This window comes from Bradyrhizobium sp. Arg237L (assembly GCF_029990105.1).
In the GTDB taxonomy this organism is placed as follows: Bacteria; Pseudomonadota; Alphaproteobacteria; order Rhizobiales; family Xanthobacteraceae; genus Bradyrhizobium.
Genome location: NZ_JAQMIL010000055.1, coordinates 18,798 through 43,519, shown reverse-complemented (window position 1 = coordinate 43,519; position 24,722 = coordinate 18,798). Strand labels below are relative to the sequence as shown.

At 62.6% G+C, this 24,722-nt stretch carries 25 protein-coding genes, 1 tRNA gene and 1 pseudogene; 22 read left to right on the top strand and 5 right to left on the bottom strand.

What is annotated here, in order from left to right; all coding sequences use genetic code 11:
• Position 1 precedes the first annotated feature (1 nt).
• Both fliF and OZ411_RS28830 read right to left on the bottom strand, forming a co-directional pair.
• Positions 2–1,633: a flagellar basal-body MS-ring/collar protein FliF gene (gene fliF, locus OZ411_RS28835; protein ID WP_282530683.1), complete on the bottom strand. Its 1,632-nt coding sequence runs from the start codon at positions 1,631–1,633 to the stop codon at positions 2–4.
• Positions 1,634–1,807: 174 nt separating this feature from the next.
• Entirely contained in the window at positions 1,808–2,083 is a 276-nt protein-coding gene (locus OZ411_RS28830; RefSeq protein ID WP_002714638.1) for a DUF1153 domain-containing protein, read from the bottom strand.
• 220 nt (positions 2,084–2,303) lie between these two features.
• Here OZ411_RS28830 and OZ411_RS28825 point away from each other — a divergent pair, with 220 nt between their 5' ends.
• A complete protein-coding gene (locus OZ411_RS28825) occupies positions 2,304–2,789 on the top strand; it encodes an anthrone oxygenase family protein (protein WP_207234708.1) in 486 nt (161 codons plus the stop codon).
• A 98-nt stretch (positions 2,790–2,887) separates the two neighbouring features.
• Here the strand turns inward: OZ411_RS28825 and OZ411_RS28820 are convergent.
• The 3 genes and pseudogenes from OZ411_RS28820 to OZ411_RS28810 all read right to left on the bottom strand — a co-directional run bounded on the left by OZ411_RS28820 (position 2,888) and on the right by OZ411_RS28810 (position 6,331).
• A pseudogene (locus OZ411_RS28820) lies at positions 2,888–3,839 on the bottom strand (IS481 family transposase).
• A 185-nt stretch (positions 3,840–4,024) separates the two neighbouring features.
• Positions 4,025–4,780: a flagellar hook capping FlgD N-terminal domain-containing protein gene (locus OZ411_RS28815; protein ID WP_130580308.1), complete on the bottom strand. Its 756-nt coding sequence runs from the start codon at positions 4,778–4,780 to the stop codon at positions 4,025–4,027.
• Between the two features lie 12 nt (positions 4,781–4,792).
• Positions 4,793–6,331, bottom strand: a complete 1,539-nt coding sequence (locus OZ411_RS28810; protein ID WP_282530682.1) for a flagellar hook-length control protein FliK — start codon at positions 6,329–6,331, stop codon at positions 4,793–4,795.
• A gap of 47 nt (positions 6,332–6,378) precedes the next feature.
• On the opposite strand from OZ411_RS28810, the gene OZ411_RS28805 reads away from it, so the two are divergent.
• The 21 genes from OZ411_RS28805 to OZ411_RS28705 all read left to right on the top strand — a co-directional run bounded on the left by OZ411_RS28805 (position 6,379) and on the right by OZ411_RS28705 (position 24,679).
• Positions 6,379–6,549 (top strand): hypothetical protein, encoded by a 171-nt coding sequence (locus OZ411_RS28805; protein WP_282530681.1) that lies wholly within the window; start codon positions 6,379–6,381, stop codon positions 6,547–6,549.
• A gap of 167 nt (positions 6,550–6,716) precedes the next feature.
• Entirely contained in the window at positions 6,717–7,895 is a 1,179-nt protein-coding gene (gene mnmA, locus OZ411_RS28800) for a tRNA 2-thiouridine(34) synthase MnmA (RefSeq protein ID WP_282530702.1), read from the top strand.
• A 20-nt stretch (positions 7,896–7,915) separates the two neighbouring features.
• Complete coding sequence (locus tag OZ411_RS28795) at positions 7,916–8,554, top strand: class I SAM-dependent methyltransferase (protein WP_130580310.1); 639 nt, start codon at positions 7,916–7,918, stop codon at positions 8,552–8,554.
• A gap of 52 nt (positions 8,555–8,606) precedes the next feature.
• Positions 8,607–8,966, top strand: a complete 360-nt coding sequence (locus OZ411_RS28790; RefSeq protein WP_282530680.1) for a hypothetical protein — start codon at positions 8,607–8,609, stop codon at positions 8,964–8,966.
• Between the two features lie 128 nt (positions 8,967–9,094).
• Positions 9,095–9,171 (top strand) — tRNA-Met (locus tag OZ411_RS28785).
• A gap of 346 nt (positions 9,172–9,517) precedes the next feature.
• On the top strand, positions 9,518–10,108 hold the full coding sequence (locus tag OZ411_RS28780) for a hypothetical protein (RefSeq protein ID WP_282530679.1): 591 nt from the start codon (positions 9,518–9,520) through the stop codon (positions 10,106–10,108).
• 357 nt (positions 10,109–10,465) lie between these two features.
• Positions 10,466–10,657 (top strand): hypothetical protein, encoded by a 192-nt coding sequence (locus tag OZ411_RS28775; protein WP_282530678.1) that lies wholly within the window; start codon positions 10,466–10,468, stop codon positions 10,655–10,657.
• 766 nt (positions 10,658–11,423) lie between these two features.
• Positions 11,424–11,624, top strand: coding sequence for a hypothetical protein (locus OZ411_RS28770; protein ID WP_282530677.1), 201 nt, complete (start codon positions 11,424–11,426; stop codon positions 11,622–11,624).
• Entirely contained in the window at positions 11,624–11,866 is a 243-nt protein-coding gene (locus OZ411_RS28765; protein ID WP_282530676.1) for a hypothetical protein, read from the top strand. The genes OZ411_RS28770 and OZ411_RS28765 overlap by 1 nt, the downstream gene beginning before the upstream one ends.
• Before the next feature lie 25 nt (positions 11,867–11,891).
• Positions 11,892–12,959, top strand: coding sequence for a hypothetical protein (locus OZ411_RS28760; protein WP_282530675.1), 1,068 nt, complete (start codon positions 11,892–11,894; stop codon positions 12,957–12,959).
• Positions 12,960–12,973: 14 nt separating this feature from the next.
• Positions 12,974–13,531, top strand: coding sequence for a hypothetical protein (locus OZ411_RS28755; protein WP_282530674.1), 558 nt, complete (start codon positions 12,974–12,976; stop codon positions 13,529–13,531).
• Complete coding sequence (locus OZ411_RS28750; RefSeq protein WP_282530673.1) at positions 13,528–13,740, top strand: hypothetical protein; 213 nt, start codon at positions 13,528–13,530, stop codon at positions 13,738–13,740. Before OZ411_RS28755 ends, OZ411_RS28750 begins: the two co-directional genes overlap by 4 nt.
• The gene (locus OZ411_RS28745; protein WP_282530672.1) at positions 13,740–16,196 is read left to right on the top strand and encodes an AAA family ATPase; all 2,457 of its coding nucleotides are present in this window, start codon (positions 13,740–13,742) and stop codon (positions 16,194–16,196) included. Before OZ411_RS28750 ends, OZ411_RS28745 begins: the two co-directional genes overlap by 1 nt.
• A 1,136-nt stretch (positions 16,197–17,332) precedes the next feature.
• The gene (locus OZ411_RS28740; RefSeq protein ID WP_282530671.1) at positions 17,333–17,626 is read left to right on the top strand and encodes a hypothetical protein; all 294 of its coding nucleotides are present in this window, start codon (positions 17,333–17,335) and stop codon (positions 17,624–17,626) included.
• A 171-nt stretch (positions 17,627–17,797) separates the two neighbouring features.
• Entirely contained in the window at positions 17,798–18,403 is a 606-nt protein-coding gene (locus OZ411_RS28735; protein ID WP_282530670.1) for a hypothetical protein, read from the top strand.
• A gap of 441 nt (positions 18,404–18,844) precedes the next feature.
• On the top strand, positions 18,845–19,357 hold the full coding sequence (locus tag OZ411_RS28730) for a hypothetical protein (protein ID WP_282530669.1): 513 nt from the start codon (positions 18,845–18,847) through the stop codon (positions 19,355–19,357).
• A 19-nt stretch (positions 19,358–19,376) separates the two neighbouring features.
• Entirely contained in the window at positions 19,377–21,182 is a 1,806-nt protein-coding gene (locus tag OZ411_RS28725; protein ID WP_282530668.1) for a terminase gpA endonuclease subunit, read from the top strand.
• Between the two features lie 42 nt (positions 21,183–21,224).
• Complete coding sequence (locus tag OZ411_RS28720) at positions 21,225–21,560, top strand: hypothetical protein (protein ID WP_282530667.1); 336 nt, start codon at positions 21,225–21,227, stop codon at positions 21,558–21,560.
• A 6-nt stretch (positions 21,561–21,566) separates the two neighbouring features.
• Entirely contained in the window at positions 21,567–23,255 is a 1,689-nt protein-coding gene (locus OZ411_RS28715) for a phage portal protein (RefSeq protein ID WP_282530666.1), read from the top strand.
• A 293-nt stretch (positions 23,256–23,548) separates the two neighbouring features.
• Positions 23,549–24,313, top strand: a complete 765-nt coding sequence (locus OZ411_RS28710; protein ID WP_282530665.1) for a hypothetical protein — start codon at positions 23,549–23,551, stop codon at positions 24,311–24,313.
• 30 nt (positions 24,314–24,343) lie between these two features.
• Positions 24,344–24,679: a phage tail assembly protein gene (locus OZ411_RS28705; RefSeq protein WP_282530664.1), complete on the top strand. Its 336-nt coding sequence runs from the start codon at positions 24,344–24,346 to the stop codon at positions 24,677–24,679.
• Positions 24,680–24,722 lie beyond the last annotated feature (43 nt).

Below are 24,722 nucleotides of genomic sequence, written 5' to 3'. Positions count from 1 at the left end.
CTCAGGTCTCCGCAGGCTCGGTCAGCCATTGGCGAACAATGGAGACGGTTTCGTTCGGATTGCGTTCGGCCAGTTCGCCCACGCGGTTCACGGCCTGGGCATGGACCTGGCCCTGGATCTGGGCGACGTCGATCATGTGCGCGGCGCCGCCGCCGGTCAGGAGCGCCTGACCCTGTCCGCCTTCGCTGCCGGCCTGCGCGCTGGCGTCGGCCAGCGCGGGCACCGAGGCCTCGGCGCGGCCGGGTACGACCTCGTTGGCCAGGATGCGCTTCACGAGCGGGCGGATCACCATGAACAGCACGACCAGGCCAAGCAGCATCATCACGCCGAGCTCGATCACATACATCACGTCGTCCTTGGTGAACTGCAGCATGCCGAGGAGGCCGGTGGGCTCGTTGAGCGGGGCGACCGAGGGGCCCTCGGCAAAGCGCAGGTTGACGACCTCGACCTGATCGCCGCGCTTCTGGTCGAAACCGATCGCCGAGCGCACCAGGGCGGCGATGCGGTCGAGCTGCTCCTTGGGACGGTCCTGGTAGACCATCTCGCCCTTTTCGTTCTTGGCGTAGCTGCCGTCGACGAGGACGGCGACCGAGATGCGGTTGACGCGGCCGGCTTCGGTCACCTCGGTCTTGGTGGTGCGGGAGATCTCGTAATTGTTGGTCTCCTCGCTCTTCTTGCTCTGGTCGCGGGCGCGCGTGGCATTGTCCTGGTTCTGGTTGCCGGGCAGCTCGTTGTTGACCGTGACCTGGCCGCTATTGTCGGCGGAGAGGCTGGATTCCTCCCGGGTCTGGCTCGAGCGCAGCACGCGCCCTTCGGGGTCGAACTTGTCGGAGGTCTGGGTGATCTTGTTGTAGTCGAAATCGGCGGAGAGCTGGACGCGGGCGCGGCCCTGGCCGACCACGGAGGACACGATGTCCTCGACCTGCTTGCGCATCCGCTTCTCGAAGGCGGCGCGGCGCTCGTCGCCGACGGCGTTGTCGGCATCGCTGGTGGCGCCGTCGGCGAGCAATTGGCCGGCCTCGTCGACGATCGAGACCCGCTGCGGCTTCAGCCCGTTGACGGCGGAGGCGACCACGTGGCGGATGGCGCGGATCTGCTGCGGTTCGAGGGTGCCGCGCACCCGCACCACGATGGAAGCGGACGGCTCGGGCGTCTCGCGCGAGAACAGCGGCCGCTCCGGCAGCACCAGGTGCACGCGGGCGGCCTGGATGCGGTCGATGGCGCGGATGGTGCGGGCGAGCTCGCCTTCCAGGGCGCGCAGATGGTTGATGTTCTGAACGAAGCTCGTGGTGCCGAGCGCGTCCGACTTGTCGAATATCTCGTAGCCGACGCCGCCGCCCTTGGGCATGCCGCCCTCGGCGAGCTTCATGCGCAGGCGCGTGACCTTGTCCTTTGGCACCATGATGACGGTGCCGTCATTGCGCAGCTCGAACGGGATCGCCTGCCGCTCGAGCTCCTTGACGATCGCGGAGGAGTCCTCGACGCTCAAATCGGTGAACAGGGTCGTCAGTTGCGGCGTGGTGACGCGCAAGATGACGAAGGCGAAGAAGCCGATGAGCGCGGCGGTGACCGCCACCATCGCCGCCAACCGGGCCGCGCCCAGGCCCTTCAGGAAAGCAACCAGACTTTGCACCAACCGCCCCCAGGGGATTCGGCCCTCGGAGGGTCCGACTGGGCAATTATTGCCTAGGGTATGGTTTCCATCCGGTTAACGACGGTTAAGAACCGCGGCAGAAAGTAGGACATGAAAAAAACCGGCTTCGCAAAGCGAGGCCGGTTTTCATCAAATTCGATTGGTTTCGAGGGCTTACTGTCGATATTGCTGGATCCGGGTGGTGCGCAGCCCGGCCAAGCCGTGCTGATCGATGGAAAATTGCCAGGAAAGGAATTCGTCGACCGTCAGCGTGTAGCGGCTGCAAGCTTCCTCCAGGGAGAGCAGACCGCCGCGCACTGCGGCAACAACTTCAGCCTTCCGGCGAATGACCCACCGTTTTGTACCGGGCGCGGGCAAGTCGGCAATGGTTAGCGGACTGCCGTCAGGCCCGATGACGTATTTCACCCTCGGGCGATGGGGTTCTGTCATGGCGTACTCACAAACTCTCGACCACTGAACTCACTCTGCCAACCTACGCGTGTCGGCTTAAAATTTGCCTAAGCACAATCCTGCAATACGAATCGCGTTGGAAATGCCGGTAAGGTGGCTCCGTCCCGGCACCTGTGCCAGTGTGGGAAAAGCGGCCAGGCCGGAGCCGACGGGCGCTTGGTGGGGGCCGAATCACAACCCAGCGGAAGCGAGGTCGCCCGTGGGCGAGATTGTAGTGCCGATCCTGCTCTGGTTCGCGGCGATCGGCTGTGGCCTGCTTGCCGGGCTCTATTTTGCGTTCTCGACCTTCGTGATGAGGGCACTCGGCCGCATCGAGCGGGCATCCGGCATTGCGGCCATGAATGCGATCAATGTCGACATCGTCCGCTCGCCGTTCATGCCGCTCTTCCTCGGCACGACGCTGGTGAGCGCGATCCTCGCCGCCCTTGCGGTCTTCCGCCTGGGCGAGCCCGGCGCGGCGGCGATGCTCGCCGGCGGGGTGCTCTACGTCGTCGGCATGTTCGTCGTGACGATGATCTTCAACGTGCCGCTCAACAATGCGCTGGCCGCGGCCGATCCGGCTAGCACTGAGGCAGCTTCGATATGGGCGCGGTATCTCAAGGAATGGACATTCTGGAATCACGTGCGGACGGTGGCCTCCACGGCGGCCTGCGCGCTTTTCATCGCCGCCATCGCGGCGGACTAGGGCATGATCCGGAAAAGTGGAGACCGGTTTTCCGAAAAAGATCATGCTCAAACAAAGAGCTAGAGCGGGATGACGATTCGAAGAAAAGTCATCACGCTCTAGCTGTGGAGCCTCAAGAGGTTGTCCTCGGTGAGACCGAGTCTGCTGATCGGTGTTTGAGATTTTATCCCGCCGTGAGGCCGATGCCAGTTGTATTGGTGCAGCCAGATCGGAAGCTCGTCGGCACGACGGTCGGAGGTGGGATAGGCTTGGGCATAAGCCCATTCGCGGAGCGCGGTCTGGATGAAGCGCTCGGCCTTGCCGTTGGTTTTGGGCGTGTAGGGCTTGGTGCGGATGTGCTTGAGGCCGAGGTCCCGGCACGCATCGCGAAAGGCGAAGGCCTTGTAGCAGCTGCCGTTGTCGGTCATGACGCGGGTGACGGTGACGCCGAGGCTTTTGTAATAAGCCACCGCCGCCTTGAGAAAGGGAACGGCGCTGTCGGCCGTCTCGTCGGGCTTGATCTCGGAGAAGGCGATGCGGGAGTGGTCGTCGATGCAGACGTGGACGAACTCCCAGCCGACGCCGCGGCGGTTGCTCTGGCCGGTGCGATCGCCGGTGATGCGGTGGCCGACATGCGCGAAACGGCCGAGCTTCTTGATATCGAGGTGGATCATTTCGCCGGGCGCGGCGCGTTCATAGCGCCGGGCCGGCTCGGCCGGCGCCAGGTCGCGCATCCGGTTCAATCCCAGCCGCCGCAGGACGCGGCTGACGGTCGCCGCCGAGACACCGACCTCGGCGGCGATCTGCTTGCCGGTGTGGCGCTGCCGGCGCAACGCCTCGATCATCGTGCATGTGGCGGGCGCTGTTTGGCCTGGCAATGAAAGGGGCCTTGAGGAACGGTCGCGCAACCCATTCACACCTTCGGCGCGGAACCGCTCGACCCATTTGGCGACCGTCTTCGGTGTCGTGTTGAACTGGTAGGCCGCGTCGGCCTGGCCCACCCTCCACCACGCTGCGTACCATCGCCTCTCGACCTTTGGGCGTCAAACGCGCATTCTTGTGGCTGTTCATCTGGTCGCTCCGGGGAACACTGAAGCTTCGCAACCTCAGCTTCCTCGGTTCGGACCAGATGGACAACCTCCTGAAAGACCACAGCTAGAGCGTTTTCGAGCGAAGTGGGTACCGGTTCGCGTGAAGAAAACGCGTCAAAACAAAGAATCTAGAGCTTCGGTTCTGATTCCATCAGAACCGAAGCTCTAGGTCGAGCCGGAATCGGAGCCGGAGCCATCGCCGGACCCTGAACCAGAGTCATTGCCGCCGTTACCAGTGCTCGGGCGGATCACTCGCTTGATCTGGTCGGTTGTATAGGTCTGGCCACCGATCGAGAGCAGCGGCGGCGTGGCGGTCAGGTCGACCGAATCGACCACGCCCTGGACTTCGGTCGAGATTGCGACGTTGTTGCCGGACGAGTCCTTGCCCGTCGCGGTCAGCGTGTAGCTGCCTGGCGGCCATTGCCTGCCGTCATTGCCCTTGCCATCCCAGACGAAACTGGAGCCGCCCGTCTTCAGCGAAAAATTGCCGGAATAGGCGGTCTGGCCGGTCGAGTCGCTGATCGTGATGGTGGCGTTGGTTTCCTTCGGCGCATTGATGTTCCAGGTCGCCGAGACGTTGAAATTCGCCTTGCTGCCGTCGACCGCAACGGTGTTGCCGACATAGATCAGCGCCTGCGTCGACTGCGCGCTCTTCTCCAGGGCGACGATCGAGCTCAACTGGTCGTTCATCTTGAGTTGCTGCTCGACGCCGGCGAACTGCACGAGTTGCGCGGTGAACTGGTTGGTGTCGAGCGGATCGAGCGGGTTCTGATTCTGCAATTGCGTCGTCAGCAGCGTCAGGAAGGTCTGGAAGTTGTCGGCGATGCCCTTCGTCTGGGTTGACGCCGTGTTGTTGCCCGAGGCCGTTCCGGTCCCGGGTGCCGATACCACCGGCGACGGCATGGATACGTCAGTTGCCATGGTGCGCTCCTTCTAGACCCTTATATCGACGCCGCCGCTCGCGCCGAGCATGCGGCCATAGCTGCGGCCGGCGACGGTCGCCGGCACGCTGTCTTCTTCGCTGACGATCAGGCGATGTGCATTGGGATTGGATTGGTTGCCGCCGTTCTGCCCCGACGACGACTGGTCGCGCAGGCTGAACTGTAATCCGCTATTGCCGGTCGAGAGGCCGGCATTGTCCAGCGCGCGCTGCAGTTGGTTGGCGTCCTGGCGCAACATCTGCAGCGTTTCCGGCCGCTCGACGGTCAGATGCGACGTCACCTGGCCATGGTTGTCGACATGGATGCGCACATCGATGCGCCCGAGCTCGGGTGGATCGAGCCGGATTTCGAATTGGCTCTTGCCGCTCTTGGCCGAGGCCGCGATCTCCAGCGCGAGGCCGCTGACCGGCACCGCGTTGCCATGGGTTGTTGCCGCGGTCACGGTCAGTTGCGCATTGGCCGACGGCGTTGTGGGCGTGGATGGCATCTGCGGCTGGATCATGGCGGCCGCCTGCGCAGCGTTGTCGGATGCAGCGGCCAGCGTTTGCGCGGGGTTCGCGGCGCCCGACTCCACATGGCTTGCGGCGTGCGCAGCCGGCGTCCGCGCGGAATTGCCTGAGGCGTCCGCCTTCACCGCGTCAACAAAGGCGTGCTCGGCTTTCTGCTTGCCGGCGGCCGCTTCTGGCGGGGCGATATCCGGGACAATGCCAGTCGGTGTTTCGGCCGGCGCGGAGTCTGTCGCGTTGTCTTGCGCGCTCGACGTGGGGATGGCGTCCTTTGCGGTCAGCGTCGGCTTTGACTGGGTTGTGGCCTTCGTCTGCGGTGTCGGCGAAGGGGCGGCTGCAGACAGCGCGATGCCGATCGCGGTGCCTTCAACTGCCTCCGCGCTATCGGAAACGGCTACGGCTTTGGCGTCCGCCTGCGCTTCGGCCTGGGCATCGGCCTTGACCGCATCGGCCGCTGCGGGAGCTGTACCGGCGACCGAGGCCACAGCCGCGATTGCCGCGGCTGCCGTCGCGAGCGGAGCGGTGGCCGGGTCCGAGACCGGCGGTGTTGGGGGCGCTGCATTGGCGGGGCTGGCGACGACTGCGGAAGCCGTCGCGGCGATCACCGTGGTTGCAGCGGTGCCGTCGTCCTGCTTGGATTCATCACCGTCCTTGGCATCATCCTTGGCCGGGGCATCGTCCTTCGGTTTCGACGACTTTGCCGAATCGGATTTTGGCGTGTCGGACTTCGAATCAGCGTGATCGGGCTTGTCGGCCCGGCCGCTGGAGCCGGCGTCGTTGCGCGCATCGACATCGTTTCGCTCAGGGCGGTCAGGGCCGGCGCCGTCATCGCGCGACCTCGTGTCCGCCGCCGGAGCGGGATCATCGTTCCGGCGCGCCGGTGCCGGCGGAGGACGGGAACTGTCGTCGGGCCGATCGTCGCGGGCCGCCGTGTTGCTGTCGACCAGCGCGGCAAAACTGTCATTTCCGGGCGCGGGGCCGGAATCGGGCCGCGCCGACCTCGGCGAATTGGCCTGAAACGACATGCCTGCCAATGCTTCTTGCGCGACCTTGACCACAACCGACCCTCGGGATGGAACTTCAGTTCCCCATCAGCAAGGAGCGGGCCAGCAAGTCTGCGAAAAAAGACCTTTATATTACAATATCTTACAAGGATGGTGCCGGATTTGGAACAATGGCGCTGCGGTTCGCTTTTTGCCCGGCGGCAAGATTTGCCGTCTATATCTCTTCCAAGCACGGTTGATTGCTTCGCGGCGATACGGCCTATATTAAAGGGTGGCTTTTCCTGCGCCCCGACGAGGCAAATCAGCCTTTTTCGGCGATGCTCCAAAGCCTTCTGGGCAAAGTCCGCTTCTTAACGCTGGTCGCGGGGGCAATGGCTGCTCGCGATAGAAATCGATGACCTCTTTCATGCGCAACAGTCTCGATCTCGAAGGCCGTCCCGAGGATACGAGGGTCGTGGTCGCCATGTCCGGCGGCGTCGACTCTTCGGTGACGGCTGCGCTCTTGAAGTCGGAAGGCTACGACGTGGTCGGGATCACGCTGCAGCTTTACGACCACGGCGCCGCGACCCATCGCAAGGGCGCCTGCTGCGCCGGCCGCGATATCCACGATGCCCGCAATGTCGCCGAGCGGATCGGCATTCCGCATTACGTGCTCGACTACGAGAGTCGTTTCCGCGAATCGGTGATCGACAATTTCGCCGACAGCTACGCGCTCGGCGAGACGCCGGTGCCGTGCATCGAGTGCAACCGCGCGATCAAGTTTCGCGATCTGCTCGCGACCGCGCGCGAGCTCGGTGCCGCCGTGCTCGCGACCGGGCATTATGTCGCCTCGCGGCGCCTCGCCGACGGATCGCGGGCGATGGTGTGTGCCGCCGACGCCGATCGCGACCAGAGCTATTTCCTGTTCGCGACCACGCGCGAGCAGCTCGACTATTTGCGCTTTCCGCTCGGCGACATGACCAAGCCGCAGGTTCGCGAACTCGCGCGCCGCTTCGGTCTCGAGATCGCCGACAAGCAGGACAGCCAGGACATCTGCTTCGTGCCGACCGGCCGCTACACCGACATCATCAGCCGCCTGAAGCCGAACGCGGTTGCGCCCGGCGACATCGTCGATCTCGACGGCAAGGTGATCGGCCAGCACCAGGGCATCGTTCATTTCACCGTGGGCCAGCGCAAGGGGCTGGGGATCGCGACCGGCGCGCCGCTCTATGTCGTGAGGCTCGATGCGGCGAGCCGCCGTGTCGTCGTCGGCCCGCGCGAGGCGCTGCGCATGGATCGCATTCTCTTGCGCGACGTCAACTGGATCGGCGATGGCGCGCTCGATCGCGTCATCGGCGAGGGCATCGAGCTATTCGTGCGCGTGCGCTCGACGCGCGCGCCGCAGCCGGCCTGGCTGCGCGGGACCGATCGGGGCTACGAGGTCGAGCTCGTCGCCGGTGAAGAGGGCGTATCGCCCGGGCAGGCATGCGTGTTCTACGACACGCCGTCCGGCCAGGCGCGTGTGCTCGGCGGCGGATTCATCAAGAGCGCAGCCGCGAGGAACGTGGCTGCGATGGCGCGGCCTCTCGCCGAGGCCGTGCGCTGACATAAATTCGGGGCAGGGGGATGGCGGCGGATATCGACCGCGAGGGGGTCGAAAAGGCCTATGGGCGCTGGGCGCCGATCTACGATTTCGTGTTCGGCAAGGTGTTCGATCAGGGCCGGCAATCGACGATCGCGGAAGCCGACCGGATCGGCGGCCGTGTGCTCGATGTCGGCGTCGGCACCGGGCTGTCGCTGGCGGACTATTCGCGGAGCACCAGACTTTGCGGTGTTGATATTTCCGAGCCGATGCTGCGGCGGGCGCAGCAGCGCGTGCGCGCGCTGGGCCTGACCAATGTCGAGACGCTGGCGGTGATGGACGCCAAGAACCTCGCGTTCCCGGATTCATTCTTCGACGCGGTGGTAGCGCAATATGTCATCACGGCGGTGCCGGATCCCGAGGCGACGCTGGATGATTTCATCCGCGTGCTGAAGCCTGGCGGCGAGCTGATCCTGGTCAACCACATCGGCGCCGAAAGCGGGCCGCGGCGCCTGTTCGAACTGGCATTTGCGCCGCTTGCCCGAAGGCTCGGCTGGCGGCCGGAATTTCCATGGGCGCGGCTCGCCAACTGGGCCAGGAAACACGGCGGCGTCACCCTTGCCGAGCGGCGCCCGATGCCGCCGATGGGGCATTTTTCGCTGATCCGCTTCCGCAAATCGTGAATGAGCTCTTGGCTGGTGCGGAACCTCCGCGCGCGCCCGCCGTTTTCTTTGCATGCGGATGAACCAGTCACTTCTCTTTTTCGGTGTGCTGATGGCGGTGTCGGGTGCGGTGGTCGCACAGGCCCCGCCTGCGCCGACGACACCCCCGGCGCAGACCGCGCCGCCCCAGCCGCCACGCGGCGAGAATTGTACGCCGATGCAACGTCCGGCGAACCCCAACGCCACGCCGGATACCACCACCGGCCAGCGATCCGAGCCGCTCGGCGACAAGCTCGCGCGTTCCGACGGCGTCTTGTGCCCGCCCGCGGGGGTCGACCCGGAAATGCACGCGCCGGCCCCGGACGGCGGCAATACACCGGTGATCCCGCCACCCGGCAGCCCCGGCGGCGATCCCTCCGTCCGGCCCAAATAGCCCCCGTTTCGCAGCACCTTGGCAGGGGACTTGGCCGACAGCCTGCTTTGCTTGACAGGCCGTCCGCCCACTCCTTATATGCCGCGCATTCGCGCCGCGGCATTTCCATGCCGCAACGGCGTCGCCGTGGCGGGGTAGCTCAGCTGGTTAGAGCACGGGAATCATAATCCTGGGGTCGGGGGTTCGAGTCCCTCCCCCGCTACCAACGGTCCCCCACCCACAGAACGCTTCACGAACGGCGCGCCCAAGAGTTCCTGCAAGCGCCCTTTAATCTCCACGTCGAACGCACCTTTGACGCCTGGTTGCGCGTGCACCACGACGCTATGGATCAGCCGCCGCAGCGGAGCGATCAGCTCGGGGCGCTCGCTTGCGTCCGCGTCGTCGAGCGAGCTGCGCATAGCTGCAACGTCGTCCATATAGTTCTTGATCGCGGCCGGGTGGATAGCGACCGGCTTGCCCTTATCGTCCGCAGCGGCGAGCTGCTCTTCGACTGACAGCCTCTCAGTCTCTAAGGCGTTCAGCCGGGGAATGAGCGCGTCGGTCCGTGCACCTTGGGCGATAGCGTCGACCAGACGTTCAGTCTCGCGCTTAATCTCTCCGGCACGGCGTTCGAGTTTCGCGCGGTCTCTGGCCGCGCCGCTCGCGAGCAGACGGCGTTCATCGTTGTAGACCTTCAGATAGTGCTTCCAATATCCGGGGTCCTTCAGCACTTCCCGCAGTCCGTCGAGCACAGCGGCTTCAATCTTGTTGCGGTTGACCATGCGGCTGTTCGGACACGAACCGCTCTCGCGGTATGTCGAGCACTGAACGCGCGGCTCGCTACGGTGCAGGCCTACAGAGCCCATCCCTCCACCGCACACGGGGCAACGGAGCAGTCCACTCAGCAAGCGCGGCACGCGGTGCATTGTCGGTTTGACGATGGCCCGACGCTTTGCGCGCACAGCCGCCCACGTGTCATCGCTGACGATACGAAGATGGGGAGCGGCAACCCGCTTGTGCTTCGACGCTGGATTGGGACGCGACAGTCTTTTGCCCGTGGTCGGGTCTTTGACCATGCCGACTTTGTTCCAGACGATCTGCCCGACGTAGATTTCGTTTTGCAGTATGCCGTTGCCCCGCTGTGCGCTGCCTTGGATCGTTGAGGCGTTCCAACGCAATCCGCTAGGCGGTGCGATCTTGTCTTTGTTCAAGCGTCCCGCGATGTCGCGAACGGTGCGGCCTTCGATGTACTCTTTGAAGATGCGGCGGATAACTTCGGCCTGTTCGTCAACGATCCGAAGCTCGCCCGGCTTGCCGGGCACGGTCTGATAGCCGTACGCCTTCCCGCCTGCACGCCTGCCGTCGCGAAGTACGGCCTCCATGCCGCGACGTGTGTGGATCACCAAGTTCTCTATGAACATTTCGCCCATGAGCGCGCGTAGAGCGCCGTCGAGCTTCGTGACTTTGCCCGTTGCAGTGTGGACGGAGATGCCGAGAAACTCGAAGCGCTTGCGCGCGGCATGCCAATCGCCCTGATCGCGCGAGATGCGATCGATGTCTTCCGCCACAAGAACGTCAAAGCCCTTGCTCTCAGCGGCGCGCATCATCTTTTGAAAGCCGGGGCGATTGGCCGCCGACGAACCGGAGATGGCGCGATCCTGGAAGACCGCGACCACCTTAAAGCCCTCGCGCTCGCACAGCTCTTGGCATAGGGCTATCTGATCTTCGGTCGACTTCTCGTTCTGATTCTCAGAACTGAAGCGGGCATAGATGGCGGCGCGAAGCATCACTTCCTCTGTGCGGCCTCATGGTCTCGGCGTGCCGCGTAACGGGCGAGGGCTTCCACGAACGCGATTAGATCAGGGTCAAGTTTAGCGGGGTCGGAGTCCCCCGGTAAGCCCTTTCGAGGTACCGGCTCGCGGTCCGGTCCACAGAAAACAGGCATAGGCTCTCTTTCGCAAGGCGAAATTGATCTAGCCCGGCAAGGCCGGGCGCTTTTTGCTTTGAGCCATGAGGCTTTTCCAATTGACCCTGTGGCCCCACAAACCCCGGATGGCCGAATTTTGTCAATTAAAACGCCTACCGGGGGAGGGGTGTTCGCTTCATATTTTTATGCGGATCGGTACATAATTCAAAAATAATTCTGTAACCGCTGCCGCGTTCGCCGAACGAGTGAGTTGAATGAATATGTCGGACGTCGAACGAAGCGCGATTTAATTGACGGTTCGATTTGAGCCGTGGGTTACTACCCTTCAGCCGATATGCCGGCAGTCATCTCGCGTAGGCCTATGAACGCTTCTCCGTGCCCCGCCAAGGGGCTGCCGTGAGGGCCGGGCCAGCGAGCATCCCGGAGAGAAGCTCCTGCTCCGGGCAGGGCAGAGACAGCCAAAATCGACAACCCTTTTAATCGGTGCGCGCCTGGAAGGCCGAGAGCTTCCGCGCGCCAACGACGGAGCACGACGTATGATTTCCGACAACATGTTCATGGCGGACCTGCGGGCGCACTACGCGAGCGGCGGCAAGCCGGCATCGCGATCGTTCATTTACGACGCTCAGAAGCGCGGCGACATCCCGCCGTCGACGATGTTCGGCGGCAAGCGCGTTTGGTCCCGCAAGGCCGTCATAGCGATGGATGAAGCTCGCTTTGCTGAAGCGGCGCAGAACGGGAAGGCGGCCTGATGACATCCGACCTCGAAAAGCTCTCGCGCCTTGTGCGCCGTCACGCCGATGGGCTGCCGCTGCCCACGCATATCTGGAGCAACGGCGCAACTGTTCGGCTCACGACATGGCTGCAAGGCCTTGGCACCGACCGCCGCGACTGCCCGATGCCGCTCGCGTTGCTGATGGATTATTCCGCCGAGCGGCCGACCGTCAGCGAGATCGCGCTCACCCTGGCCGCACGCATCACCGAAAAGACCTAACCAACCCCGTTGGGGGACTCACACTATGCCTGCCATCCACCAAGACGACACCCCTGTCACCGAGATTGACGACGGGGGCGCACCGCGCGATGCCGCGACAGCCTTTTTCGAAAAGCGCGGCTTCGCCGCGAACGCTCAGCCGCTCGGCGAAGGCGTCGACGACATCATGAAAGCGTGCAAGCGGGTGACACAGACCCGCGACGACGCGAACCCGCAATGGCTTGACGACGCGGCGCTGCGCAGCGGTGCCGATCGCGACGTGTCATTGCACAACCCTGAACGGGCTGTCGAGGCTAAACGCCTTCGCCTGCGGGAGCATGCGGAGCGCCGCCAATTCATCGAACGCCTGTTAGCACAGTGCGCGCCCTCCGAACGGCTCGCCCGCGTTCAGACATCGTTGCGTCGGCTCCACAAGGTTCGCTCCTATGACGAGCGAGCGTTGATTACCGCGAGTGTCGACGCAGACCTGACAGCACTTGGCGCTCGCCGCTATCACGTCGAGGACCTGCTTTCTCATGCGCTTCGCGTGAGCGTGCGGACAGCCTACACCGTGCTCGCCGATGGCCGCGCACTGATCGCCGACGTGTTGCGGCACGCGCTTCCGACGCAAAGCCTTGCCGTCGTGCAGTCGCTTATGCCCAGGGGCGCGAAACCCAACTTGCGTCAAGCGAGCCGCCGATCACTGTTCGACTTCAAGGCTTGCCTCGAAGCGATTTCACGACTGAGCGCCCAGGACCAGACCTTGATCGCACGGGAGATTGAGCGCCGTGTCGCGCTCGCCGACCTCGAAGCGCGCGAAGGGTTGGACGACAAAGAGGGACTGCAAAAACTCTCGCACTCAATGCTTGACGACCTCGATGCAGTTGAGCGCAACGACGCAACGACGCGCAGGCAGTTGGCGAAGCGCAGCGCGGCGGAACGGCGCGCGATCGTAAGCGAGTGGGTTAGCGACGCAGTTGACGGAATAACGGACGCAGACGTGCCGCCGTGTGAGGCAGCCGTTCAGGACTATCAGGCCGCATTCGAGAAGCTACTCACCCAACACCGGATGAAGCCGAAGCGCACGAAGCGCACGAAACGTGCCGCTGCTTAAGAAAGGACCTAACCATGTTACTTACACCCATCCACGGGCGCGACGCCGAGCATACCCTAATCGTCGCCAACGATTTGACGCTAGCCTTCGCCGCGGCTACCAGCGCGAGCGAGGTCATAGACCTATCGAATACGCTGCCCGATCCCGACGACGTGATAAGGGCCATCAACGCAATCATAAGGGCGCTTGGCGAGCGGATGTACAACGTGCATCGCGTGCTCGTGCTGCCGCAGCCGTTTGGCGCCGAGGCGACGACGTTCAGACGTGCGGCCATGATCCTGGCGCGAACCCTCGGCGCTCAGCTTGGCTTCATTAAGCAAATCGTGGCTGATGGGACCGGCGAGCAAGCGCTCGCAATCGCAAAGGCCGCGCGCCATGCTGACAAGCTCTTAGAGATGATCGGCGCTAGCTTCGAGATCATCGGCCCTGTCGACGTTTTGCTGTCAGATAAAATTAAACGGCATCGCGTGGCGAAGCTCGCGGACACCGCAAGCCGCATCGCTTGCAATAACTTGACGCGGCATCGCGACGCCGATCTTACGCTTTTTGAGTTACTGGAGTCGAACCAATGAGCGATACACCCCAGCACGGAACAGCCACCGCGACCTTCACGGACTCCGATGGCGCTACCTACGTGCTTATCGTACCGGCAACGTTCTACAAAGGGCAGATGCTGCTAGACGCCGACAAGTACCACATGGCGCTGTCGACGATGCGGGCGGCTGGACTGGCCGAAATGGAATTTGAGTTCACGGCGACTGAAGACACGGAAGTGGCGTAATGATCAAATCTAACGTTGTCCAGCTTCCCGCCGCTGAACAGGCGGTACGGGAGCAGGCAAGGATTGACAAGACTCGCGAGCTGAACAAGCAAGTAGCGCTCGATTTGATTGCGGCGGGCATTCCCGTGTTCCTCACCAACCCGGAGACCAAGAGGCCGTACCCGACGATGCACAATCGACTCGACTCCGAGATACCGGAGGCTGAGAAAGAAGCATCGCGTCGGGCGTTCTACGACAAGCACCGATTTCACACGCTCCACGTCGGCGCCACCCTGGACCGCAAAGAAGTGCGCCGCATGTTTAGAGAGAAGCCCGACGCGCTGGCCGCTATCTCTTGCGGGCCTGCGGGGCTTATCGTCGTAGACAACGACATCAAGCCGCGTAACGGCGTGCTTCGCAACGGCGTCGAGCTGTTCGACTCCTTCTGTGAGCCGCATGGCGGCATCCCTGAACGCGCTGTCATCGTGCCGTCGCGTAACAAAGGCCGCCACATCTACTTCAAGAACGATGAAGAGCGGGGCTGTAGCGCGGGCCGCCTCAAGCGAGACTGCGAGTCCGATGTTAAGGGCGTTGGCGGGTATGTCATCGCGCCTGCGTCGGTTCGGATTCACGACGGCCGAGCCTACGGCACACGGGAAAATCTCGACGCGCTCATATCCGCCTACAAGCAAAACGCGCTGATTCCCGTGCCTTCGTTTATCTCGGACGCGATCGGCGCCAAGTCGGAGCACGAGAGCAACACCACGTCGGAGCGGGACGTTCAGGACGGCATCGCGTCGCTGCGCGTTGCGGACTTGCCGGACGGGGACGACTTGCTTGATCCATCTAAAGGCGGTTTCGACATTGAGGAGATCGCGGGCCGATACCCCAAGCTGCGCGCCGCGCTGGATGACGCAACGCGTTCAGACATCCGCTTCAATCTAGCTGTCGCGCTGAAGACCGAGCGGCCGAGCCTTACGGTTGAGGAGTTCGCCGCGATCCTGATCGCACGTGATGACGTGGGCGACTTCGTTGAAGACGAAAAGCCTTCGCCTGACGGCGGTGAGTACAACTGGCGCAACATCGTTCGCGACTTCAAGCGGGCTGCGCCTTCCGTCAAGCCTGACGACAAAGGGCCGTCGACGGGGGTGAAGTTCGGCAACGTCGAAGGCATTGAAGAGGCCGAAGAGCGCGCGGAGAGCGAGGCCGCGCTATCGAAGCTCGACGTGCTGACCAAGCACCTCGAAGCGGCGATTGCAAACGCGGACCTCGAAGGCGATGAACTGTTAGTCGACGCGCTCGAAGAGCAGCTAAGGAACGTGCAGAAGCAAGCCGCCAAGGTCGCCAAGGGCGGACGCATCGATTACGTCAACCTTCCCGATTTGCTCGCCGAGCCGGAGACCTACACGCAATGGGTTGTGAAGCACTTCGTGGCTTTCAATACGACCATCATTGCGGCGGGCCGCTGGGGCACGGGCAAGACCGCCGTCTATTTGGACATCGCCCTTCACATCGCCCACGGCATGCCGTGGCGTGACCGGAAGGTTGAGAAGGGTATCGTCGTCTATGCCGCGCTCGAAAACCCGAAGGACGTTCAGTCCCGCATTCGCGCGTGGTGTAAGCGGAATATGCCTGAAGGACAGTTCGAGCCGAGCTTCGTTCTGTACCGTGGCGACTGCTCACTGTTCGACCCACGCGACAAAGCAACCGAGCAAGAGAAGAGCATCATCAAGCTTGCGAACGACACTGCGAAAAAGCTTGGCCTGCCGGTTGCGATGGTTGTTATCGATACTGTCGCTCAGGCCATTCTTCCCGGCAACGATCGCGAGCACGGGAGCCTGTTCGTGCGATCGATGCAGCGCATCGCCAACGCGACAGGCGCCAACGTGACGGCGTTGCATCACCCGACCAAAGCCGGGGACGAAGTGCGCGGCGACGGTGCGTTCCAAGGCAACACCGACGGCGTTGTGCTGCTCGCACGGGACACGTCGACAGGCGTCGGCACGATCAAAGCCTCGGCGCAGAAATTCCGCGTTGGCGACCCGCGCAAGGTGAACTTCGGTTACAAGCTGCACCCGGTTGTCGTGGGCAAAGACGAGGAAGGCGAGGACCGCACCGTGATCATCGCTATCGAGTCGGCAGTCGGCGGCGCGATGGGGCTTGTCACTGAAGGCGATGACACCGACACCGACGTGCCGATGCCTGACAATCCTTCCGACCGCGTTGAGGCAACCCTACGCGTGATCCGGGATAAGGTGACACGCATCCTCGACGAAGGCGGCGGCACTATCGGAGAGATCAGATTGACGCGGCGTGACATACACAAGGCGCTCAACATCGACCGCGAGCGATGGGGCCTGAAGCCAATCACCGAAGAGTCGGCCGTGTCTCGAATGCTGGCCGTGCTGGTAGAGCGAGGCGACCTTGTGCGGGAAGGTGAGAACCGAAGGTCAATGGCGTACAGGCTGGCAGTCTGACAGCCCCTGTTAATGAGGAGCGGCGCGGGCAACCGGGCCGCTCTTTTCGTTTGGCAGGTACTACTCGAAGCAACACGGCACGGGAAAAAGCTACGGCGATTCCTGGCTTGCCAAGAGGCCCGACCCTCCCACGTTCCTCGCTCGTCCAAAGCCGTGCGAGCGGCCTGGCTGGCGGCAGCGAACGCAGAAGCCCACGGCTGAGCGCCTGATCGCCGAACGGCTGACAGCCTCACCGAGTCGCGCGACGGTGCGATGGCGGCAACCACGGAGATGAGAGCCGGGGCGAGCGGGGCGGGCGCTACGGGCCGTCAGATCGGGCGACAACAAGACGGGCAGCCGAAGGGCGCTCGGTCGAAAGGGCTCTCAGTCGGGCAGGCAGGACTGGCAGCCGGGGGTCGAAACACGACTACACAAACGGACAAAATCGATCATGCAATGATCATGCAGCCGAAGGGCCTTGCATGATCATTGCATGATCATGTGCATGATCGCTCTGCATGATCTTTGCATGATCTCTGCATGATTATTGTCTAACGATTTCAGGGCCTTAGAATTATCATGCAGAGATCATGCATGATCATGCAACCCATTTCCCATCATCATGCATGATCACCCCCGTTCTTTAGAACGGGGTGACATGCTGTGGGCGGGGGTTTGCGGAGCGACTGAACGGCTGAAGCAGGGCACTAAGCAAACACGGGGGCAACAGAGCTGAAGGGCTTCGCGGTTGCGGCCTTGCCGACTGCCGGGCGCGAGTGTTGGGGCCGGCATCCAGAGCCGGCAAACACCCGCAATGCGCCCGCGCGCGAGACCGCTGTTTGTCAAAGTATTTGGTCTAGCTTCAGTTTTGCCGATCTACTGCAAGATTTGGCGATTTTCGACCTGTGCTCTCGCACTATACCGAGGGGCTTATTTACGGCGGGGTATGCAGGCCTCTCGCGGTCCCGCGTGGTGGCTCCAAAGAGCGCGCCGCGCGGAGACCAACCCGCCCGATTTACCTAAGCTGAGCGAGGGGAAGCGTCTTGGCAGGCAGCCCCTTGCCTTTCGGGGGCCGCGCGGTTCGCCCTGGCATCGCCAGACCTGCCTTCGCCTCATTGGGTGCTTTTGAGCGCCGCACGCCTCAAGGATTATCGCCTATGTCCACCGACACCTTGGCCGAGAACGATCTGGCCGAAACCACCATCTCTGTCACCGACCTGCTTCTCTTGGCTGTCGACGCAAAGCTCGGACGCCTCACCGAAGCAACCGAGCGCCTTGCCGACGCCGTCGAAGCTCTGACGGGACTGTTCGCCTCAGTCATCGGCCGAGCTGATGCAGCTTGCAGCGGCCACGACGGCCCGCACTACACGGCCGTGAACTTCATTCGCAGCGGCCACGGCAACAAGTCGTTTGCCTGTGACGCCGACGCCAGCGAGACCGATCATGCTTGACGCGCTGGCGTTCATGCATGCCGCACTCGCGGCCGACGTGCCCAACGCCACGACCGCCTTCGCGGAATTGGCGACGACGGGATTCGAAGTGATGGGCAACGCGCAAGAGCAACGCGCTTTGAGCGAGTTCGAATTAGAGCGCGCTCAGCGCAGACGTATCGAGGAAGTATCATGCAGCTTGAAGTTAAACTCGACACAAGACAGCTCGAAGAGTGGGCTTCAGTTCTCAGCGCGCGCGGACTCAAGAATGCCATTCGCCGAGCTGTTGATAAATCCGCAACTGCCGCGCGCAAGGTAGCTCTCAAGATCATCGCGCAAGACGCGGGCGTTCCTGCGGCGCGCATCAAGCCGGGCGTCTCAAAGGTGAAGCGCACGACGCAAGGCTCGCTGAGCGCCTCGTTCACCGCGAGTAAGCTGCGCATTGGCATCATGAACACGAAAGGCGCGAAGGTTAGTCGCGGAGCTGGCTTGCGAGCGAGCACATTCAGGGTAACGGGTGGCCGCAGTGCGTCCCTCAATGTGAAGAACGCCTTCCTGGTACACGCGAACGGAGGCACGTTCGTTGCGGTAAGAAAGCCTGGCGTATCACGGCTGCCTATCAAAGGCCTGTATGCTGAAATGCCCAACACCGCGATGGGACAAGACGACGGCGCAGCGCGCATCGCGTGGCAGAAGGAAGCGGAGAAGCAATTGGCCGAACGACTGCCTGTCGAGATCGCCAAACAGCTCGTTGCCGAGGGCCTGCCTTATAGCGCCCCCGCCGACAGCGACGACTAAACACAACAGGAGATCGCACAGCGCGCGTAGCGCGGCTTCAGTGGCGCACCGTCGACAGTCACATTGAAGCCGTGCCGATCGCAAGCGCGTGCGTAAAGCCGCGCCACGCCCCAACGGATGATTAGGCGAGTCATCACGTGTGGGCGTGGCGCGCACCATTCACCGATAGGCGGCACGCCGAGCCATAGTGCTCGCGAGTGCGCGCCTACCCCGCATTGTCCCGCGTGCTTCGCGCACGGAAGACGCAGCCGAGCCCAAGGCGCGCGGGCGATGCAAGGGGCGGCTGTCTGTAGGTGCCAAAGGCACATGCCATGTGCCGTTCACGCCACGTCAGCCGCAAAGCGCTCGGGTCCCCTTCAGGCACCCCCGCGCACGCCGAGCGGCACGCTGCCGCACTTTTCGCGCTCAAAACGCCAACATTTTCAATAGCAGAGAACGACGATGGGCAGGCCCAAGGGAATCATACGCAGGCTTGCAGACGACGCGGGCCTCGATCAAGCCACCGTGCGCCGCGCGCTAGCAGCTTCCGATATCACCGAGGCGCAAGCCGAAGCGGACTTCGACAACGCCGTTGAGGCTGTCACCGCGATTGCCGACACCGCCAAGGTTATAGGCCACGCCGCGAGCGGCAGAGGCGAGGGCAGTAGCAACGCGTACGCCGAGGCCAGAGCGCAGGCCGAGTTGCATCGGGCGCGCAAGCTCGAATTACAGAACGCCAAGCTTGAAGGAAGCCTAGTCGACCGCGACGCCGTCACAGCGACGGGCGCGCGTATCATCGCTGAGGTTCGCACCGCGCTACTCGCGTTAGGCCATCGCGTCGCAAGCAAGGCCATGGGTAAGACAGACGCGCGAGAGATCGCACGCATCGTTGAGGCCGAGGTTCGCGACGTGCTTGGTGTGCTCGCCGACGAAGAGAAATTTTTCGCCGCGCTGCAAGCTGAAGCGCTGAGCTAAACGGGACACCGGGACAGTAATGATCGATCATGAGCTGGCGCGCGGCTGGCTGCGCTCGCTCGCGCCGCCGCCGATAATCGCGCCGACCACCTTCGCTGAAAGCCAAATCATCTTGCCGGGCTCGGCGAACGCCATTCCTGGCCCGCTGCGGCTTACCGCATATCAACGCGAGCCTATCGATGCGATAGCTGACGACGACGTTGAAATCATCGTGCTCATGCTGGCATCGCAGACCGGCAAGTCGACGATCATCAACGCCATCATGGGGCACTGCATTGCGGCCGATCCTGGACCGATGCTCCACGTTTCGCCAACGGGCGCACGATCCGAAGAGTTCGTGCGCGAGCGCTTCGACCCGCTTGTCGCGTCGTCGCCTGCGCTGCGCGAGATCGTCGGAACAGGGCAAAACACGCGCAAAGGAAGTTCGGGCGGCGTTAACAACGTCAGCGCCAAGACCTTCCCAGGCGGCCAATTAAACTTCGCGTCGTCATTCAAAGCTGACGAGTTGGCCGCACGCGCAATCCGGTTTTTGTTTCTCGACGAAGTCGACCGTTTCGCGCAGTCCGCAGGCCCAGAAGGCGACCCGATCGCTCTCGCGGTGAAGCGAACAAAGACGTTCGAAGGCAAGGGCCGAAAACTCGTCATCGTCTCAACGCCGACCTCGCGTCTAGGCTCGCGCATCAATCAGTGGTTTGTGCGCGGAGATCAACGACGCTTCGTCGTCACGTGTCCCGATTGCTCGCATTGTTCGCCGATCGCCTTTGAGAATTTGCATTGGGAGCAGGGCAAACCCGAGACAGCCTATCTCGCGTGCGAAGAGTGCGGAGCGGTGCACACCGAGGCGCAACGCCGCGCGATGGTAGAACAAGGCAAATGGGAAGCAACGGCCACAGGTGAGCCCGGCATTCGTTCGTACCACCTGACAGAGCTTACTTCGTTGTTCTCTTCGCTGTCGGCAGTGACTCAGCAATTCGAGGCTGCGAAAACACCGGAGCAAAAGCAGGCTTTCTACAATACGACGCTCGCCCAGACCTACGACGCCGGCACTGAAGTCGAGTTGTCATCCTCCGAGCTACAACAGCGCGCCGAGCGCATCGTGCAACCGTACGCCGCGAGCATCGCGTTCGTTTCGGCTGGCGTCGACGTACAGGGAGATCGGCTTGAGTGCACTTATCTCGCGCACCATAGCGACCAGACGTTCACGGTTTTGAACCATCTGAAGCTCCCGGGTGATACATCAGGCGATGCCGTGTGGATGCAACTCGACGCCGCGCTAGGCATGACGTTCGACACCACCGACGGCCGAAAGCTTCCCGTTCGAATTTGCGCCGTCGACTCGGGCTTCAGCGCCGATCAGGTAGTGAAGTTCGTACAGGCGCAGCGCCGGAAGTCGCGTGCCGTCTACGCCGTGAAAGGCCGAGGCGGCTTCGATCGCTTGCCACTTGTGCGTGGCGGCCGTCTCAAGGGCCAGATGGGATTGCTGATCGTTGGCGTCGATACGGTCAAGCTGTCGGTACAAAAGGCTTTAGCACTGGACTCCGGGCCGGGCTTCATTCGTTTGCCCGATCATCTCGACACCGATTACTTCGAGGGCCTTGCGTCCGAAGAGTTGCGCGTTCGCTACGTCAAGGGCTCGCCGCGTTATGAGTATCACCGCACGGTGAAACGTAACGAGCCGCTAGATTGCTTGGTCTACGCGACAACCATCGCGAAGGCTCTTAACGAAGCGCAGACTGCGCACAAGCCGCCCGCACCAACCACACCTAAACCCACGTTCGCGGAGTCAGCCAAACGCTTGGCTGCGCTCTCTCAACATACGAGGTAAACCACCATGACCAGACGTATCAAGCCCGTCGCTCTCGCCGCTGTGAGCGGTGACGACAACGCAGCGATTGCAAGCGAACGCCTGCGCATTGCAGCCATTCTCGAAAGCCCCGAGGGCAAGCGCAACCCGGCGATGGCCCAAAAGCTTGCACTCTACTCGGCGCTCGACGCCGACGCGGCGCGCGGCATCCTGGCCGAAGCGCCGGCCGCCAACCCCTACCTACAAGCCATGGATGCGCAAGGTCCGATCGGACTGAGCGCCGCAACGCTCGACGTGTCGAACGACCCGAAGGCCGCGCGGCTCAAAGAGATCGAAACCAACATGGCGGCGTTCAACAGTGAGAGACGCCGCGCGCAGGGCCTTCCCGCGAAGGACTAACCCAACATGGGCATCATGGATAAGTTCAAAGGACTGTGGGGCTCAACGGCTTCGAGTCCTACAGAGCGCATAGAGCCGATAGCGCTCACGCCTGTCGACGTGGCATCGCCGCAAGCGGGCATCATGGATTCCACTGACGGGCGCAGCCAGTCACTCGTGTGGGCGCGCTACAATGGCGCAAGCACGTTTACGGCCGGATATCTCGGAGGCTGGCATTGGGGCACGCCGGGCAGTGAGATTAGCAGGGAGCGTGCACTCGTCTCGGCGATCAATCTCGACCTGCTCTTTTCGAATCCGATCGTCGCGGCCTTGGTAGAGGGCTTTAGTGTATACGCAGTCGGCAACGGACTCACGCTGTCGTCGCGGCCGAACTATGCGGCGCTCGGCATCTCGAAGGAAGCAAGCCAAGAGCTGTCGCACGCAATCGAAACAGCATGGGCCGCATGGGCCGGTAACGCTTTCGAGTGCGACGCCTCTGGCCGACACACGCTGCATCAGCTCGCGACCGCCGTTTACAAAAGCTACTTGCTGACAGGCGAGTCCGTCTTCCTGCTCGACTGGAAGAAAATCGCCGGAGCGACGACGCGCACGAAAGTCAACCTGCTTGATAGCCGTCAGCTCGATCAGTCCATTAGCCGCGTTGCCGAAGGCAACAACGGGGGCAGCATTCTTCAGGGCGTGCAGTTCGACAAGAACGGGCGGCTTGAAGGCTTTTGGATTCGGCCCTTCGTGCTTGGCAACATCAGCACTTCGCCGCAGGCTATCTTCGTCAAGGCGCGCACTTCGTGGGGCCGCACCCGCGTCGGGCATGTCTTCGACCTGATTGCAGCCGGGCAGATTCGCGGCGTGTCGCCTTTGGCCGCTGCACTCACGCCCGCGCACTCGAAGTCAACACTTCGGGAGTTCGCGCTCGCGCAGGCGCTCGTGCAGTCAATGGTAGCGACGACCGTAGAGTCAGACCTCGACCGCAACACGGCATTGAAGTCGCTTATGGCTGATGACCCGTTAGGCGGAAACGCACCTGCGGGCGTTTCGCCTGATGATTGGGCGGCGGCTCGCGCGGCGTACTATGAAGCCGTGAAGATCAACCTAACGCCGGGCGTCGTCACCCACATGATGAAAGGCGACAAGCTCGTCATGCACCGGACACAGTCGCCCAATTCAACGTACGATGCCTTCGACAAGAGCTTAAGCCGTGAAGCGGCGAAGGCGGCCGGTAGCAGCGCCGAGGACGTGAGCGGCGACTACAGTCAAACGTCGTTCAGTGCTTCGCGTCTGGCTCAAGAGCTGCCCTGGCGCATCAACAAGCGCAGGCGTGCTGCGATCGTTGAGCCCTTCTACAAGGCGGCGTTTACCGCATGGTTAGAGGAAGCCTGCGAGACGGGACGCATCAAGCTCCCGAAGGGCGCGCCCGCATTCTGGGAAGCATCGGACGCCTATAGCGCGGCCGTGTGGCGCGGTGAAGGCAAGCCGGTAGCCGATCCGCTGAAGGCGGCACAAGCTGACATTCTCGAAGTCGAGAACGGCCTGTCGACGCTGGAAGCAAAGCTTGGCGAGCGCGGATTGGACTTCGAGGAAGTCGTCGCGCAGCGCAAAGCGGAGCGCGAGCAACTAGAGGCGGCCGGGCTTCCATACCCGCTACCGAAGAATCGCGACGACTTCACGGCTGAAGACGACGCGTCGCAAAAGGACTGACGACATGACGAATTGCACACCGAACGGCGGGGGCACTCCTCCCGCTGTCGACAACCCTTGCGCTATGCTGCCTCAGTTGCGGGCCGCCTACTATCAGCTACTCGCCGGACAGGCGCGGGCCGAGGTGAGGAACGGGGACCAATGGGTGACCTGGCATCGCTCCGACGCAAAGACCCTGCAAAGGGAAGTGCGTAGGCTTGAGGCCATATGTGAGGGAGCCACGGGCCACGCTGTTCAAGTCGGAGCGCGTCACCGGCATCACAGACGTTTCCGCTACTGAAGGATCAACCACCATGACCAGAGAATATTGGGCTCACCCGACAGTGCACGGGCGATATGTTAGGCCGGACGGCAGCGAACTGCTCTACGAGAGCCGTGATCGATTAAGGACAATCGAGGGTGCTTCTATCGTTTCATGGCCCGATCACGCGAAGAGCGCCGCGCCTCTTCAACATGACGCAGAGCGGGTAATTGCCGCCCGGGGTGTAATCCTGGACCGCAAAGAAGCGGTAAGGGCAGGATTCAAGATTGAGACGCCGGGCCATAGGGGTAGCTCGAACGCCGCGCCGAGTTGGCGCGCTGTCATCTCGAATTTGCCGGAAGCGTTGCAGCGACCGGCCGCGACCGCCGAGCTTCTCACCAACCGAACTGAGGACACACTGTCCATCGAACAGGCGAAGGCCTTCCTTAGAGGGCTGCCTGTCGAAACCAACGAACAACCCCAGGACGAAACCACCATGACGACCGACACAGACCCGAAGGCAGCACGCTTGGCCGAGATCGCGAACAGCATGGCCGCCGTGAACCGCAACAACGGGTACTCCAACGGCAAGGCCAAGGCCGCCGCGCCGTCGCTTAATGGCATAGACCCTTCGCGACTGAAGCGGCTCGCAGAGATTAGGCTCGGCGCGCTGATGACGAACGGCAAGGGCTACACCCAGGAAGCTAAGACGCTGAAACTCGCCCTGGACACCCACGAAACCGTCGGCACGCCGCTGCATCGCCTATTTACTCAGCTCGGCGTCGACACCGACAAGATGCTTCCGAAGAGCGTCTAACCCCAACGTCCCGCAGAGAGGATCACTACTATGTCCGACACGTTCTCACTTTCCTTCCCGCTCAAGACGCACGACGGCGACGTCACCGAACTGAAGCTCAAAGCGCCGCGCGCTGGCGCGCTCGTCAAGTACAACGATCCGTTCCAACTAAAGCCGATCAAGAACGAGAACGGCGAGCAAGAGGGCTTCGAGTTCGTTTTCAACAATAAGGCTATGATGCAATTCCTCAGCGATATGACCGGTATCGACGATTTGCTTCTCGCCGATATGTCGGCTTCCGACTTCATGAGGCTACGCGGCGTTGCCGCTAACATGATCCTGACGGCGGTGCCCGACAAAAACCCTTCAAAGCAGCCCGTCGCCTGATCGCAGCGTTAATCAGCGACCGTGGGCTCGACGTGCGCAGCGT

Coding starts and splice junctions, on each gene's coding strand:
- OZ411_RS28715 (WP_282530666.1), top strand. CDS start 21,567: ATGGGCATCATGGATAAGTTCAAAGGACTGTGGGGCTCAACGGCTTCG.
- OZ411_RS28735 (WP_282530670.1), top strand. CDS start 17,798: ATGCAGCTTGAAGTTAAACTCGACACAAGACAGCTCGAAGAGTGGGCT.
- OZ411_RS28810 (WP_282530682.1), bottom strand. CDS start 6,331: ATGTCGTTTCAGGCCAATTCGCCGAGGTCGGCGCGGCCCGATTCCGGC.
- OZ411_RS28750 (WP_282530673.1), top strand. CDS start 13,528: ATGAGCGATACACCCCAGCACGGAACAGCCACCGCGACCTTCACGGAC.
- OZ411_RS28730 (WP_282530669.1), top strand. CDS start 18,845: ATGGGCAGGCCCAAGGGAATCATACGCAGGCTTGCAGACGACGCGGGC.
- OZ411_RS28760 (WP_282530675.1), top strand. CDS start 11,892: ATGCCTGCCATCCACCAAGACGACACCCCTGTCACCGAGATTGACGAC.
- OZ411_RS28815 (WP_130580308.1), bottom strand. CDS start 4,780: ATGGCAACTGACGTATCCATGCCGTCGCCGGTGGTATCGGCACCCGGG.
- OZ411_RS28745 (WP_282530672.1), top strand. CDS start 13,740: ATGATCAAATCTAACGTTGTCCAGCTTCCCGCCGCTGAACAGGCGGTA.
- OZ411_RS28725 (WP_282530668.1), top strand. CDS start 19,377: ATGATCGATCATGAGCTGGCGCGCGGCTGGCTGCGCTCGCTCGCGCCG.
- OZ411_RS28790 (WP_282530680.1), top strand. CDS start 8,607: ATGCGGATGAACCAGTCACTTCTCTTTTTCGGTGTGCTGATGGCGGTG.
- mnmA (WP_282530702.1), top strand. CDS start 6,717: ATGCGCAACAGTCTCGATCTCGAAGGCCGTCCCGAGGATACGAGGGTC.
- OZ411_RS28710 (WP_282530665.1), top strand. CDS start 23,549: ATGACCAGAGAATATTGGGCTCACCCGACAGTGCACGGGCGATATGTT.
- OZ411_RS28705 (WP_282530664.1), top strand. CDS start 24,344: ATGTCCGACACGTTCTCACTTTCCTTCCCGCTCAAGACGCACGACGGC.
- OZ411_RS28755 (WP_282530674.1), top strand. CDS start 12,974: ATGTTACTTACACCCATCCACGGGCGCGACGCCGAGCATACCCTAATC.
- OZ411_RS28770 (WP_282530677.1), top strand. CDS start 11,424: ATGTTCATGGCGGACCTGCGGGCGCACTACGCGAGCGGCGGCAAGCCG.
- OZ411_RS28765 (WP_282530676.1), top strand. CDS start 11,624: ATGACATCCGACCTCGAAAAGCTCTCGCGCCTTGTGCGCCGTCACGCC.
- OZ411_RS28830 (WP_002714638.1), bottom strand. CDS start 2,083: ATGACAGAACCCCATCGCCCGAGGGTGAAATACGTCATCGGGCCTGAC.
- OZ411_RS28795 (WP_130580310.1), top strand. CDS start 7,916: ATGGCGGCGGATATCGACCGCGAGGGGGTCGAAAAGGCCTATGGGCGC.
- OZ411_RS28740 (WP_282530671.1), top strand. CDS start 17,333: ATGTCCACCGACACCTTGGCCGAGAACGATCTGGCCGAAACCACCATC.
- OZ411_RS28805 (WP_282530681.1), top strand. CDS start 6,379: ATGGAACTTCAGTTCCCCATCAGCAAGGAGCGGGCCAGCAAGTCTGCG.
- OZ411_RS28775 (WP_282530678.1), top strand. CDS start 10,466: ATGCCAATCGCCCTGATCGCGCGAGATGCGATCGATGTCTTCCGCCAC.